This is a genomic window from Paeniglutamicibacter cryotolerans (genome assembly GCF_014190875.1).
Classification (GTDB): Bacteria; Actinomycetota; Actinomycetes; order Actinomycetales; family Micrococcaceae; genus Paeniglutamicibacter; species Paeniglutamicibacter cryotolerans.
Genome location: NZ_JACHVS010000002.1, coordinates 736755 through 750102, shown reverse-complemented (window position 1 = coordinate 750102; position 13348 = coordinate 736755). Strand labels below are relative to the sequence as shown.

Below are 13348 nucleotides of genomic sequence, written 5' to 3'. Positions count from 1 at the left end.
ATGAGCAGTTCTGCTGAATACACACCGAAAACCCAGACCGGCCGTATCGCCAACTTCGTCGACTCACGCGTCGGCGGATCGGCCATGGTCAAGGAATTCGGTCGCAAGATCTTCCCCGACCACTGGTCATTCATGTTCGGCGAGGTGGCGCTGTACACCTTCGTCCTGCTGCTGATCTCGGGCACGTTCCTGACGTTCTTCTTCGATCCGTCGATGGCCCACATGGTCTACACCGGTTCGTACAACCCGCTACACGGCGTGGGCATGTCGGCGGCCATGGCTTCGACCATGGACATCTCCTTCGATGTCCGTGGCGGCCTGTTCATGCGCCAGATGCACCACTGGTCGGCACTGCTCTTCGTGGCTGCCGTCTCCGTGCACATGCTGCGCGTCTTCTTCACCGGCGCGTTCCGCAAACCGCGTGAGCTCAACTGGGTCGTCGGCGGCGTGCTGCTGATCCTGGCCATGGCTGCCGGCTTCACCGGCTACTCGCTCCCCGATGACCTGCTCTCCGGCAACGGCCTGCGCATCATCGACGGCGTCGTGAAGTCGATCCCGGTCATTGGTTCGTACATCTCCTTCTTCCTCTTCGGTGGGGAGTTCCCGGGCGACGCTGTCATCCCGCGCCTGTACTCACTGCACATCATGATCGTGCCTGCGTTGATCCTGCTAATGGTAGCGATGCACCTGTTCATGGTCGTCGTGCACAAGCACACGCAGTACCCCGGCCCGGGCCGAAACAACGACAATGTCGTTGGCTTCCCGGTCGGACCGGTCTACGCGGCAAAGGCCGGTGGATTCTTCTTCATCGTCTTCGGCATCGTGGCCTTCATCTCCGGCTTCTTCCAGATCAACCCGATCTGGAACTACGGCCCATACGACCCCTCCCCCGTTTCGGCAGGCACCCAGCCTGACTGGTACATCGGCTGGGTCGATGGGGCGCTCCGCCTCATGCCGGGCACGCTGGGCAACTTCTCCTTCGAATGGCTGATTCCGTTCCCCTGGGGAACGAACACGCTCTCGTTGAACGTGCTGCTGCCGGCGCTGGTTCCGGCCGGCATCGTCTTCACGCTCATGTTCGTGTGGCCGTGGATCGAAGCCTGGATTACCAAGGACAAGCGCGAGCACCACGTCCTGGACCGCCCGCGCAACGCACCGTTCCGCACTGCGGTCGGCGTCGCCGGAGTCATCTTCTACTGCGTGATGTGGGCAGCTGCCAGCTCCGACCTTATTGCAACGCACTTCCACGTGTCGTTGAACGATGTCACCTACTGGTTGCGCTCGCTGCTCTTCCTCGGCCCGGTCCTCGGCTTCATCGTGGCCCGTCGCCTGGCTCTGGCCCTGCAGCGCAAGGATCGCGAGATCGTGCTGCACGGCCGCGAAGCGGGCATCATCGAGATGTCGCCCGAGGGCGCCTTCTCCGAACGCCATGTGGAAGTCGACGAGTACCGCCGCTACCTGCTCACGAGCTACGAAGACCGCCAGGTCATCCCGCCCCAGGCAGACCGCGCCGGCCACGTCACCGGTAAAGAGAAGCGCCGTGGCGCACTCTCGAAGTTCTTCTTCGAGGACCGCGTTGCACCGGTTACCCCGAAGGAACTGGCCGAGGCTCACGCAGCCCACGGCCACGAAGCCATCGAGGTAGACGACAAGAACTCGATCGGCCACTAAGGCGATCAGATTCTGACTCCGCTGAGGGGCTCATCCGCAAGGATGGGCCCCTCAGCCGTTTAAGCGCAACACCGCGCCCCCGCCTGACCCTTCGAGCAGTAACGGAGAAGCAACCCTTTCCGCTCCGACCTAGACTTGTTTCTGATGCACCGCGCGCCGGTTGGATCAATCACGGCCCCAGGGTCCCGCTGCAGTTAAGATCGAGACGGCCAGAATAACCGGCTGCGCAGCAGATCCCGCACAAAAGATGGAGAGATGATGAGCACGTCCACGGTGAATCCCCCGCAGCCCGCTTCCCAACACCTGGCGGACAGCCACGAAATGATCCGTGTCCAGGGCGCCCGCGTGAACAATCTCAAGGACATCAGCGTCCAGATCCCCAAGCGCCGGCTGACCGTCTTCACCGGTGTCTCCGGCTCCGGCAAGAGTTCCCTGGTTTTCGGGACCATCGCCGCCGAATCTCAGCGGATGATCAACGAGACCTACAGCGCCTTCGTGCAGGGTTTCATGCCGACGCTCGCACGCCCGGACGTGGATGTCCTAGACGGCCTCACTACCGCGATCCTGGTTGACCAGGAGCGGCTCGGCGCCAACCCGCGCTCCACCGTCGGCACGGTCACCGACGCCAACGCCATGCTGCGCATCGTCTTCAGCAGGCTGGCCCAGCCGCAGATCGGCTCGCCCCAGGCTTATTCGTTCAATGTCGCCTCGATCAGCGGCGGCGGTGCGGTGAAGTTCGAGCGTGGCGGCAAGACGGTCAAGGAACGCCGCAGCTTCAAGATCACCGGTGGCATGTGCCCAAACTGCGAGGGCCGGGGAACGGTCACCGACTTCGACCTCACCGCCCTCTTCGATGCCGACAAGTCCCTCTCCGAGGGCGCCCTCACGATTCCCGGGTACAGCATGGACGGCTGGTACGGCCGGATCTTTGCCGGGTCCGGATACTTCGACATGGAAAAGAAGATCGGCAAGTACACCAAGCAGGAGCTCGAGGACCTACTCCATCGCGAGCCCACCAAAATCAAGGTGGATGGCATCAACCTCACCTACGAGGGCCTGATCCCGAAGATGAAGAAATCGTTCCTGGCCAAGGACGTCGATGCCATGCAGCCGCACATCCGCGCCTTTGTGCAGCGGGCCGTCACCTTCACGGCCTGCCCCGAATGCGGCGGCACCCGGCTGGCCGAGCACGCCCGGAACTCCAAGATCAATGGCAAAAGCATCGCCGACGCATGTTCAATGCAGATCAGCGACCTAGCCGCCTGGGTACGTGAGCTGGAAGAACCGGCTGTCGCTCCCCTGTTGGAAGCCCTGGGTGGCACCTTGGACTCGTTTGTCGACATCGGCTTGGGCTACCTGAGCCTGGACCGCTCCTCCGGAACGCTTTCGGGCGGCGAGGCGCAGCGCACCAAGATGATTAGGCACCTGGGATCGTCTCTCACCGACGTCACTTACGTCTTCGACGAACCGTCGATCGGGTTGCACCCGCACGATATCGCGAGGATGAACGAACTGCTGCTCCAACTGCGCGACAAGGGAAACACCGTCCTGGTAGTGGAACACAAACCCGAGATGATAGCGATTGCCGACCATGTAGTGGATCTGGGACCGCGTGCGGGCACAGAGGGCGGACAGGTGATGTTCGAGGGTACGGTGGAGGGCCTGCGCGTCAGCGACACGCTCACCGGACGTCACCTGGATGACCGGGCCTCACTGAAGACCACGGTGCGCAGCGCCACGGGCAAGCTCGAGATCCGCGGTGCCCATGCCAACAACCTCAAGGACATTGATGTCGACATCCCGCTTGGTCTGCTAACGGTGATGACCGGCGTCGCGGGCTCAGGTAAGAGCTCGCTGATTCGCGGATCGGTGGCCGGCCTTGACGACGTGGTCATGGTTGACCAGGGTTCGATCAAGGGCTCCAGGCGGAGCAATCCGGCGACCTACACCGGCATGCTCGAACCGATCCGCAAGGCGTTCGCGAAGGCCAACGGCGTTAAGCCGGCGCTGTTCAGTGCCAATTCGGAGGGCGCCTGCCCGACCTGCAATGGCGCCGGCGTCATCTACACGGATCTGGGCATGATGGCCGGCGTGGCGAACCCTTGCGAGGACTGCGGGGGCAAGCGTTTCGACTCTTCCGTGCTCGAATACCACCTCGGTGGCCGGGACATCAGTCAGGTGCTGGCCATGTCGGTGAGCGAGGCCGAGGAATTCTTCGTGGCAGGGGACGCACGCATCCCCGCCGCCCACAAGATCCTTGCCAGGCTCTCGGACGTCGGACTCGGATATCTCTGCATTGGACAGCCGCTGACCACGCTCTCGGGCGGCGAACGCCAGCGACTCAAGCTTGCCGTCCACATGGGCGAGAAGGGTAACATCTACGTGCTGGACGAGCCGACGACCGGCCTCCACCTGGCCGATGTGCAGCAGCTGCTGGGCCTGCTTGACCGACTCGTGGATGATGGAAAGACGGTTATCGTGATCGAACACCATCAGGCTGTCATGGCCCACGGCGATTGGATCATCGATCTCGGTCCCGGAGCCGGCCACGATGGCGGATGTATCGTCTTCCAGGGCACACCGGCGGAACTGGTTGCGGGCAGGTCCACGCTTACCGGTGAGCACCTGGCGAAGTACATCGGAGCCTAGCCCTGCCGTCCCGCTTCCCGTCCGGCGCCCCCTATGCGGTGGTGCCGGACGGGGTCTTGTCGCTTTGGGACAAGGGAGAATCTTTACGAAAGCCCGCTCTGGAGAACACGGTCTCGCTAAGGAGTCGGGGTGGTCTTGGTCCGGCGCTCCAATGATTCAGGGCCGTTCCCTTGCTTAGCCGTCGAGTCCCGCGCCGGGATGTGGATAGCCCACCCACGGTAGCGAAACTTCGAGACGTCCGCCCGCACCGCCGAGGAATCGAGGTCCGCCCCGCGAACGGTTGTCCGGCCCACCGTTCGCGGGGCAGGCCAACGACATGCCGACGTGTACTTTCGTTCTTGTTCCGGCGAAGACTCTCGCCGACTTCCGGCGAAGACTCTCGCCGACGCCGTCCAGCAGCTTCTCCGCTGCCTCGTTGGAGGCCAGGATGGCCTTGGCCGACACGCTTCGGGCAATATCTTCCGCGGCTCGATCGGGGAGCCGGTAGGAAACCCGGTATGAATCGGTGGCCGCGATGCTGCCTTTGACTCGGTGATTGCCTTTCTTGCCGTTGTGGATGTCGGTGTTGGCCATGGTTACCACCGACATTCGTGGCTTGCCACCGTGAACTAGGCCCCGAACTGATTGCGCACTTTCGCGGCTCTTGCCTCTGTGAGATCGCCGTTAAACAGCCAACGGTCATACGACTTATTCTGTTCGTACTTTCCAGAACCTTTCTTTATCTCTACGTTGTTTCCATCGACCATGACATTGCCGGGTGCCGGGACCTTGCTCTCATTGCCAGCGGCCACGTCGATGCCTGGATCAATAGCAGGCGCAGCCTGTGGGAAGCAGCCGTGCTGCTCTTGCTCTGGCGGTGCCGATTCGGCGCGTATGGTGCTCGCCGTACATGGTCCCGATTTCTATGGACCAAATCAAGTTTCGATTCATATGCTTAATCCCGACTCAATAGGACCTTGCGCCTTCTGGCCCATTCTCCAGTGGTGGGCACGTGGCACTCTCGCGGTGGAATCAGCCATGCCTCCAATTCCCATCCCACGCTCGATCACGCACCCGGGGATGACGCCCAGTGTTGCCTCGGGCGCCGTGCCCAGCGCCGCTGGGCTTAGGTCTGGGTGATCTTGGTGTAGCGGGGCGGTCGCATGCCGTGGCGTTGGATTGGGACGAACAGCTTGTACCGGTCGGACCGGTAGACGGAGACCGAGAAATCGATCAGGTTGTCATCCACGTAGGCATGCCTTGTCACTCGCAGCAAGGGGAACCCAATCTCGACCTTCAGCAGGTCAGCGTTCTCCACCGTCGCGGCAGCAGCCTCGATCTCATCCTCGGCCCACTGCAAGATCAAGCCGTAGCGTTCATCGAGCCGCTGGTAGAGGGACATTGGCGCTTCGTCGTCGAGGAAGCCCGGCACTAGGTGCTCGGGGATGAAGTTGTCGTCGAGACTCATGGGCGTGCCATCGGCCAGCAAAAGTCGTCGGAATCTCACCACAGGGGTGCCCTCAGCCAGGCCCATCTCCCGCGCAAGATTGCCGACGGCGGGCACCGAGTCGAAGCGCAGCACGCGAGCGGCCGGAACCATGCCACGACGATGCATTTCCTCGGTGTAGGAGGTCAGCTTCGCTTGAAGGTCTACCTTGGGGTGAGCCACGAATGTTCCCACCCCAACAACGCGCTTGAGCACCTGATCCTCGACCAGCGAATCAATGGCCTGCCGCAGGGTCTTGCGTGCCACATCGAAGTATTCAGCAAGTTCACGTTCCGGGGGCAGCCGATCCCCCGGCTTACAGGTCTCCTGGGCATGCGTACGCAGGATGGCACGCAGCTGTCGGTGCTTGGACACCGGGGACTCGGGGTTCAGCGCGCCGATGACCAGCGGCTGTAGTGCGTACCGTTTCATGGAATCCTTCGGGCGGCGAGGAGGGAGTTCGGAAGTACTTCCATTCTCGCTTAAACAACTGGAGCGGTGCATCCCCGTTAAGGGGATGCACCGCTCCAGTCCAGGATTACAAGACCCCGATGGCGTACCTAGTGTGCGTGGTCGCCGCGGCTGTACTCGTACACCCAGCCGGTGAGGGCTACGGTGAGGAGGCCAATGCCGATGTACGTGACCCAGAAGCCCAGTGCCAGACCGGCAAACCCGATAGCGGCTGCCAGGCCCAAGACCAACGGCCACCAGCTCCAGGGAGAGAACATGCCAATGGCGCCGGCGTTCTCGTGGATTTCGCCGTCAACGCGGTCCTCGGGGCGGTAGCCCACGCGGCGTGCGGTGAAGTGAAGGTAGAAGCCGACCATGATCGACAGTCCGGAAAGCATGAACAAGGCAAGGAAGCCCACCCATTCTTGCCAGTTGACCATCATGCCGTAAACGATTGCCACGGGGGTGAAGAAGAACACGCCACCGAGGAAGAGCCAGGACTCGACTTTCATGCTTACTTATCCTTCTGGTCGGCGGGTCCGAAGATCTTGGCAACGGCGTTATCCGGAGTGGAGCGAATGCCCAGTTCCGGATGGTGCAGGTCCAAGGCGGGACGCTCGGAGCGGATCCGCGGGATCGAGTGGAAGTTGTGGCGCGGAGGCGGGCACGAGGTGGCCCACTCAAGCGAGGCACCGAAGCCCCACGGATCATCCACGGTGACCTTCTTGCCGTCGCGTGCCGTCTTCCACACGTTCCAGAAGAACGGAATCATGGACAGGCCCAGGATGAAGGCGAACACGGTCGAGAACTGGTTCATGAGCGTGAAACCGTCTTCGGGCATGTAGTCCGCGTAACGACGCGGCATGCCGATGACGCCCAGCCAGTGCTGGATCAGGAAGGTGCCGTGGAAGCCGACGAACAGCATCCAGAAGTGGATCTTGCCCAGGCGTTCGTTGAGCATCTTGCCGGTCCACTTCGGCCACCAGAAGTAGAATCCGGCGAACATGGCGAACACAACTGTACCGAAGACCACGTAGTGGAAGTGGGCTACCACGAAGTAGGTATCCGAGACGTGGAAGTCCAGCGGCGGAGCCGAGAGGATGATTCCGGTCAGGCCGCCGAAGAGGAAGGTGACCATGAAGCCCAGGCTCCAGAGCATCGGGGTCTCGAACGTGATCGAGCCGCGCCAGAGCGTGCCGATCCAGTTGAAGAACTTCACGCCGGTCGGAACCGCGATCAGCATCGTCATGAATCCGAAGAACGGAAGCATGACCGAGCCCGTGACGTACATGTGGTGTGCCCAGACGGACACGGAGAGCGCTGCGATGGAGATCGTCGCGAAGATCAGGCCCTTGTAGCCGAAGATCGGCTTGCGGCTGAAGACCGGGAAGATTTCCGACACGATGCCGAAGAACGGCAGCGCGATGATGTAGACCTCGGGGTGACCGAAGAACCAGAACAGGTGTTGCCAGAGGACTGGTCCACCCGATTCGGGATCAAAGACGTGGGCTCCGAACCGCCGGTCGGCACCCAGTGCGAACAGCGCGGCTGCCAGCGGCGGGAAGGCCATCAGGACCAGGATGGCGGTGATGAGCGTGTTCCAGGAGAACACGGACATGCGCCACATGGTCATGCCCGGTGCGCGCAGGCAGATGATCGTGGTGATGAAGTTGACTGCGCCCAGGATGGTGCCGAAGCCCGAGAGGGCCAGGCCGAAGACCCAGAGGTCTCCGCCGACGCCGGGGCTGAAGGTGGTGTTCGACAGGGGCGCGTAAGCGAACCAGCCGAACGATGCTGCACCCTGGGGGGTCAGGTAGCCGGAAACCGCGATCGTCGAGCCGAACAGGAAGAACCAGAAGGCCAGTGCGTTCAGCCGCGGGAAGGCGACATCGGGTGCACCAATCTGCAGCGGCATGATGACGTTGGCGAAACCCGCAAACAGCGGGGTTGCAAACATCAGCAGCATGATGGTGCCGTGCATGGTGAACAGCTGGTTGTACTGCTCCTTCGTCTGCAGGATCTGCATGCCCGGCTCGAAGAGCTCGGCACGGATGACGAGCGCCATGACGCCGCCGATGCAGAAGAAGACGAAGGAGGCGATCAGGTACATGTACCCGATGGTCTTGTGGTCCGTGGAGGTGATCCAGTTGACGATGATGCGTCCCTTGGAAACCGGAACGGCGCTCGGCGCGAGGCTCTTGACCTCGTCGGTTGCGTATTCGTAAGTCGTCATGTTGGACTAGTTCCCTTCACCGTTTTTAGCGGCGACCTGGTTGACAAGTCCCGGCGCGCGGTCGTATTCCGGACCGAGCGAACCGTCCTTGAGGGTAGCCAGGTGAGCTTCGAATTCCGCCTCGGAAACGACCTTCACATTGAAGAGCATTTCGGAGTGGAACTCGCCGCACAGTTCGGCACACTTGCCGTCGAATTCACCTTCGACCTGAGGCGTCAAGTAGATGTAGTTGGTCTTTCCCGGGATCATGTCCAGCTTCTGCAGGAATGCCGGTACCCAGAACGAGTGGATGACGTCGCGGCTGTTGAGCTCGAAGGTCACCGACTTGTTGACGGGCAGGTACAGCGTCGGGAGCGTCTTGCGCACGCCCGGCTTGCCGGTCAGGTTTGCCTGGACCGTGGAGTCGTACTTCTTGACGCCCTTGTAGTCGTAGTTGTAGTCCCACGCCCACTGCTTGGCGCGGATGTCCACAACCAGATCAGATGCAACCGGGGTGTTGATGATGCGTTCGGTCTTATCCGAGAAGGTGAAGAACGAAAGCACGAGAATCAACGGCACGGCCGTGTAGAAAATTTCAATGGGCAGGTTGTAGCTAAGCTGCCGCGGGTAACCAGTGTCGGTCTTGCGACGACGGTACGCAACCATGCACCACAGCATCAGACCCCAAGTCAACAGGCCGATGATCAGAATGGTGATCCATGAATTGACCCAGAGGTCCTGGATCATTCCGGTGTGGTTAGTGGTGTCACGTTCGACGTTCGGGAGCCAACCTCGCTGGACTTCCGCTGAACATCCCGTCAGCAGCAATGCGCCGGCGCCGGCGATTGCCAAGACTTTGGCTGTGCCTTTGCGGCTGCTGCTGGTTCGGTCTTGCGAACTCACAGACGGCCCTTCCTCTTTGTTGGTGCTGAATGAATCTTCGGCAGCGCCAATGTTGTTCACGAGGAATCAACGCTGACTAGGCCGAAGAAAACCATAGTTTTACTACTTATCGTAGAGCTTACCCTCTTGGGTGCTCAAATGCCGACAGAAACACCGCCTTCACGCCGATATGTAACGGCGTGAAGGCGGGTTCCATAGGCCCGATTAGTGGAACGAATCGCCGCAGGCGCACGAACCGCCAGCGGACGGGTTGTCAATGGTGAAGCCCTGCTTGGAAATGGTGTCCTCGAAGTCGATCGAAGCCCCATCCAAGTAAGGGACGCTCATCTTATCGACGACGACCTCAACGCCGTCGTAATCCGAAACGCAGTCACCCTCGAGCAGCCGCTCGTCGAAGTACAGCTGGTAGATCAGGCCCGAGCAGCCGCCGGGCTGCACGGCAATGCGCAGTCGCAGATCGGTGCGGCCTTCCTGCTCCAGCAGGGAGCGGACCTTTCCGGCCGCTACATCGGTCAGTTTCACCTCGTGCGTGGGCAACTCGGTGGCATCTGCCGTTGTTTCATTGGTTGCTGCTGTCATTGTGGTCCTCCGTTACTGCTTGACGCGGGCTGCCGTGTGGGAGCTGCCCCTCAATCTTCAATGGTACTTGGGATGTCTGAATAAACTCACCCCGCGCGCGTCCGGGCTAGAGGCCCTTTGCATGCAGCCGGGCCAGCAGCAGGGCCTCGGCCAGGATGGCCTTCTGGAAGTCGCCGAGGTGCAGCGATTCATTGGCCGAATGTGCCCGGGAATCAGGATCTTCGACACCGGTGACCAGGATCTGGGCGGTCGGGAAGACCTCGAGCAAATCGGCGATGAACGGGATCGATCCGCCCAATCCGGTTTCCACGGCTGGGACGCCCCAGGCCTCCCCGAGCGCCCACAGGCAGGCCTGTGCCGCAGGGGCCGCGGTGTCCGTCGAGAACGCATTACCCGCCTCATCGGCCTCGAACGTTACCTCGGCACCGAAGAGGTCCTGGGCTTCGATGTGTGCCTTGAGCGCCGTGGCGGCCAGTTCCGGGTCCTGTCCCGGTGCGAGGCGGACGCTGACCTTGAACCTCGTTGCCGGGATCAGCGTATTGGAGGAGATGTCCACGGAGGGTATATCCATGCCGATGACCGAGAGGGCAGGCTTGTTCCAGAGTCTGTCGGCAATCCGCCCCTCCCCCGCGAGCCTGACCGAGCTCAACACGGAGGAATCCGCACGGAAGTCCGCTTCGGAGTAGTCGACGATGGCCGAATCGTGGGAGAGGAGCCCCGCGATGGCCACGTTTCCCCGGGCATCATGGAAGGTGGAGATCAGGCGGGCCGCAAGCGTCGGGGCATCGAGCACCGGCCCGCCGAACATTCCCGAGTGCACAGCGTGGGCAAGCACGCGCACCTGGACCACGCCCCCGACTAGTCCGCGCAAGCTGGTGGTCAGGGCCGGGACGCCGACTTTCCAGTTGCTGGAGTCCGCCACCACGATGACGTCGGCTTTTAGGGATTCACGGTGTTCTTCGAGGAAGTTGCGGAAACTCGGCGAACCGGCTTCCTCCTCGCCTTCGAGGAAGAAGGTCACCCCGACGCCAAAGTCGTCGACCGCATCGAGCACAACGCGCAGGGCCGCGATATGCACCATGATGCCCGCCTTGTCATCGGCCGCTCCACGGCCGTAGAGGCGGCCATCGAGCTCGGTGGCCTCAAACGGCTTCGTGTTCCACAGCGCCTCGTCGCCCGGGGGCTGCACGTCATGGTGCGCATAGAGCAGGACGGTGGGTTTGCCCGGTGCCGCCGCCCGGTGGGCTACGATGGCGGGCCCGCCGGGAACGCCCGCCGGGGTGTCGACACGCAGGATGCGCACATCGTCCATACCGGAATCGCGCACCAATTCGGCCACAGCCTCGGCGCTGCGGTCCAATTGCGCCGCGTCGAATGAGTCCCAGGCGATGCCGGGAATCGCCACGAGTTCCTTGAGCTCGGCCAGGGTCTGGGCGAAGCCGGCCTCGACGCGAGCGGTCAATGCCTGGAGGTCAACGCCCTGTACGGCGTCGAATTGCTGCTCATTAGTAGTCATGCGATCAGCCTACAACCGCGTCTCGTTAGTGTGGAGGCGCGCTGCACCGATAGACTGGGAGGGTGTTTGGACGCAAGAAGGACGAGGCCGCCGCTTCCACGGCAATGCCCGAAGAAGAGACCACCGCCAACCAAGGCAAAAATGCCCCGACCCCTAAGCGCAGTGCGCAGCAGGCATCGCGGCAACGCCCCTTGGTGCCCACCGACAGGAAGCTGGCCCGCGAGGCCCAGCGCAAGGATCGCGCCGCAGCGCAGGACAAGCTGCGCCTCGCCAATGAAACGGGCGACGAGCGCTACATGATGCCGCGTGACCGCGGGGACCAGAAGCGCCTGGCCCGCGACCACGTCGACTCCCGATGGATGGTCGGCGAGTTCCTGATGATCGCGATCTTCGCGTTCCTGATCATCGCCCTGGCCTTCCCGAAGCTGACGGTGGTGCAGGCCAATCTGACTCTGGGCCTGTGGGTCGTCCTGGGTATCACCATGATCGATGCGTACATCATGACCCGGCGCCTGAAGAAGCAGATCACCGAGCGCCATGGCGAGCTCGAGCGCGGCGTGCTCTGGTACGCCGTAATGCGCTCGCTGCAGTTCCGCAAAATCCGCCTGCCCAAGCCGCAGGTCAAGCGCGGACAGGCTCCGCGCTAACCCCTCCGTACATTAAAAAGGCGGTGCGCCTCCCGGTAAGGGAAACGCACCGCCTTTTCCACTTCCACGCTCAGGTGCCCGGGACCCGGGCAGGGGCCGGATCTAGCCGGCCGGGGTCAGCGAGACGCCGTTGACCAGCGCCTTGCGCAGCCCCTTGTTGATGGCCCGCGCCCAAAGCGGACCCTCATAGAGGAAGGCGGTGTAGCCCTGGACCAGGTCGGCTCCGGCCTGCAGCCGTTCGATAACATCCTCGGCCGTGCTGACGCCACCGACGGAGATAATCGTTGCTCCGGCAGGTAGTACCCGGCGCAGGTGCTTGAGCACCTCGAGCGAACGTGCCCGCAGCGGGGCACCGCTCAGCCCGCCGGCACCGATCTCCCGGACCTTGGACGGATCGGCGAGCAGTCCCTCGCGGCCGATCGTGGTGTTCGTGGCGATGATCCCAGCCAGGCCCAGTTCGGTGACCAGCGCGGCCACCTCGTCGATGTCCGCATCGGCCAGGTCCGGGGCGATCTTCACCAGCAGCGGCATCCGGCGGGCCGCAACGCGGTCAGCCTCTTCCTGCACCGCGCTCAGCAACGGGCGCAGTGATTCCACGCTCTGCAGCAGGCGCAATCCCGGGGTGTTGGGCGAGCTGACGTTCACCACCATGTAGTCGGCATGGGTGGCGAGCTCGCGGGTGGAGACAAGGTAGTCTTCCACCGCGTCCTCGAGCTCGACGGCTTTCGACTTGCCGATGTTGATGCCGATGACCGGGCGCACGGCGCCGAAGCGCTTGGAAAGCACGGGCGCCGCATCGCGCAGGCGCGGTGCCACCGCCCGGGCGCCGGAGTTGTTGAAGCCCATCCGGTTGATGACCGCCTTGTCCTCGATCAGGCGGAAGAGCCGCGGAGCCGGGTTGCCCGGCTGTGCCTGACCGGTGATGGTGCCGACCTCCACATGCCCGAAACCCAGATCCGCCAGGGCCGCAACCCCGTGGCCTTCCTTGTCGAACCCGGCCGCCAGTCCGAACGGCGAGGGGAAGTCCATGCCCATGACCGTGCGGCGCAGTCCCAACGACGGCGCACTGATCCGGCGCAGCATGGCGGATGCACCGGTCTTTTCCGCCAGTCGAATGGCGCGGAAGCCGATGTGATGTGCCTTTTCGGGATCCATACGGGAGAAAACGACACGGAAAATCGTGGGATAGAAGCGCATGTTTAACAGTCTTCCCTGCCAGCTGGTTCCAAACAACTTGCTCATGGTTATGCTCATCA

11 protein-coding genes are annotated in these 13348 nt (G+C 62.5%); 3 read left to right on the top strand and 8 right to left on the bottom strand.

Features of this window, described 5'->3' with window-relative positions:
- Both qcrB and E9229_RS16580 read left to right on the top strand, forming a co-directional pair.
- Complete coding sequence (qcrB, locus tag E9229_RS16585) at positions 1-1671, top strand: cytochrome bc1 complex cytochrome b subunit (RefSeq protein WP_183512752.1); 1671 nt, start codon at positions 1-3, stop codon at positions 1669-1671.
- Between the two features lie 258 nt (positions 1672-1929).
- On the top strand, positions 1930-4320 hold the full coding sequence (locus E9229_RS16580) for an ATP-binding cassette domain-containing protein (protein WP_183513124.1): 2391 nt from the start codon (positions 1930-1932) through the stop codon (positions 4318-4320).
- A gap of 174 nt (positions 4321-4494) precedes the next feature.
- Here E9229_RS16580 and E9229_RS16575 read toward each other — a convergent pair whose 3' ends face one another.
- From E9229_RS16575 to E9229_RS16545, 7 genes are all read right to left on the bottom strand, one after another.
- Complete coding sequence (locus E9229_RS16575) at positions 4495-4893, bottom strand: hypothetical protein (protein ID WP_183512751.1); 399 nt, start codon at positions 4891-4893, stop codon at positions 4495-4497.
- 532 nt (positions 4894-5425) lie between these two features.
- Positions 5426-6217, bottom strand: coding sequence for a GntR family transcriptional regulator (locus E9229_RS16570; protein WP_183512750.1), 792 nt, complete (start codon positions 6215-6217; stop codon positions 5426-5428).
- Between the two features lie 128 nt (positions 6218-6345).
- The gene (locus tag E9229_RS16565; RefSeq protein ID WP_183512749.1) at positions 6346-6747 is read right to left on the bottom strand and encodes a cytochrome c oxidase subunit 4; all 402 of its coding nucleotides are present in this window, start codon (positions 6745-6747) and stop codon (positions 6346-6348) included.
- 2 nt (positions 6748-6749) lie between these two features.
- Positions 6750-8468 (bottom strand): aa3-type cytochrome oxidase subunit I, encoded by a 1719-nt coding sequence (ctaD, locus tag E9229_RS16560; RefSeq protein WP_183512747.1) that lies wholly within the window; start codon positions 8466-8468, stop codon positions 6750-6752.
- Positions 8469-8474: 6 nt separating this feature from the next.
- Positions 8475-9350 (bottom strand): aa3-type cytochrome oxidase subunit II, encoded by an 876-nt coding sequence (gene ctaC / locus E9229_RS16555; RefSeq protein ID WP_183512746.1) that lies wholly within the window; start codon positions 9348-9350, stop codon positions 8475-8477.
- 204 nt (positions 9351-9554) lie between these two features.
- The gene (locus E9229_RS16550; RefSeq protein ID WP_183512745.1) at positions 9555-9929 is read right to left on the bottom strand and encodes a HesB/IscA family protein; all 375 of its coding nucleotides are present in this window, start codon (positions 9927-9929) and stop codon (positions 9555-9557) included.
- A 106-nt stretch (positions 9930-10035) separates the two neighbouring features.
- Positions 10036-11445 carry a dipeptidase gene (locus tag E9229_RS16545; protein ID WP_183512744.1) on the bottom strand — a complete coding sequence of 470 codons (1410 nt, stop codon included), beginning with the start codon at positions 11443-11445 and terminating at the stop codon, positions 10036-10038.
- Positions 11446-11507: 62 nt separating this feature from the next.
- On the opposite strand from E9229_RS16545, the gene E9229_RS16540 reads away from it, so the two are divergent.
- Complete coding sequence (locus E9229_RS16540) at positions 11508-12092, top strand: DUF3043 domain-containing protein (RefSeq protein ID WP_312855738.1); 585 nt, start codon at positions 11508-11510, stop codon at positions 12090-12092.
- A gap of 102 nt (positions 12093-12194) precedes the next feature.
- Here E9229_RS16540 and E9229_RS16535 read toward each other — a convergent pair whose 3' ends face one another.
- Positions 12195-13289 carry a quinone-dependent dihydroorotate dehydrogenase gene (locus E9229_RS16535; RefSeq protein ID WP_183513121.1) on the bottom strand — a complete coding sequence of 365 codons (1095 nt, stop codon included), beginning with the start codon at positions 13287-13289 and terminating at the stop codon, positions 12195-12197.
- Positions 13290-13348: the final 59 nt, after the last annotated feature.

What these genes read in the sequence shown, in the direction of transcription:
- E9229_RS16565 (WP_183512749.1), bottom strand. Translation starts at nt 6,747, where the DNA reads ATGAAAGTCGAGTCCTGGCTCTTCCTCGGTGGCGTGTTCTTCTTCACC.
- qcrB (WP_183512752.1), top strand. Translation starts at nt 1, where the DNA reads ATGAGCAGTTCTGCTGAATACACACCGAAAACCCAGACCGGCCGTATC.
- E9229_RS16550 (WP_183512745.1), bottom strand. Translation starts at nt 9,929, where the DNA reads ATGACAGCAGCAACCAATGAAACAACGGCAGATGCCACCGAGTTGCCC.
- E9229_RS16570 (WP_183512750.1), bottom strand. Translation starts at nt 6,217, where the DNA reads ATGAAACGGTACGCACTACAGCCGCTGGTCATCGGCGCGCTGAACCCC.
- E9229_RS16545 (WP_183512744.1), bottom strand. Translation starts at nt 11,445, where the DNA reads ATGACTACTAATGAGCAGCAATTCGACGCCGTACAGGGCGTTGACCTC.
- E9229_RS16580 (WP_183513124.1), top strand. Translation starts at nt 1,930, where the DNA reads ATGAGCACGTCCACGGTGAATCCCCCGCAGCCCGCTTCCCAACACCTG.
- ctaD (WP_183512747.1), bottom strand. Translation starts at nt 8,468, where the DNA reads ATGACGACTTACGAATACGCAACCGACGAGGTCAAGAGCCTCGCGCCG.
- E9229_RS16535 (WP_183513121.1), bottom strand. Translation starts at nt 13,289, where the DNA reads ATGCGCTTCTATCCCACGATTTTCCGTGTCGTTTTCTCCCGTATGGAT.
- E9229_RS16575 (WP_183512751.1), bottom strand. Translation starts at nt 4,893, where the DNA reads ATGGCCAACACCGACATCCACAACGGCAAGAAAGGCAATCACCGAGTC.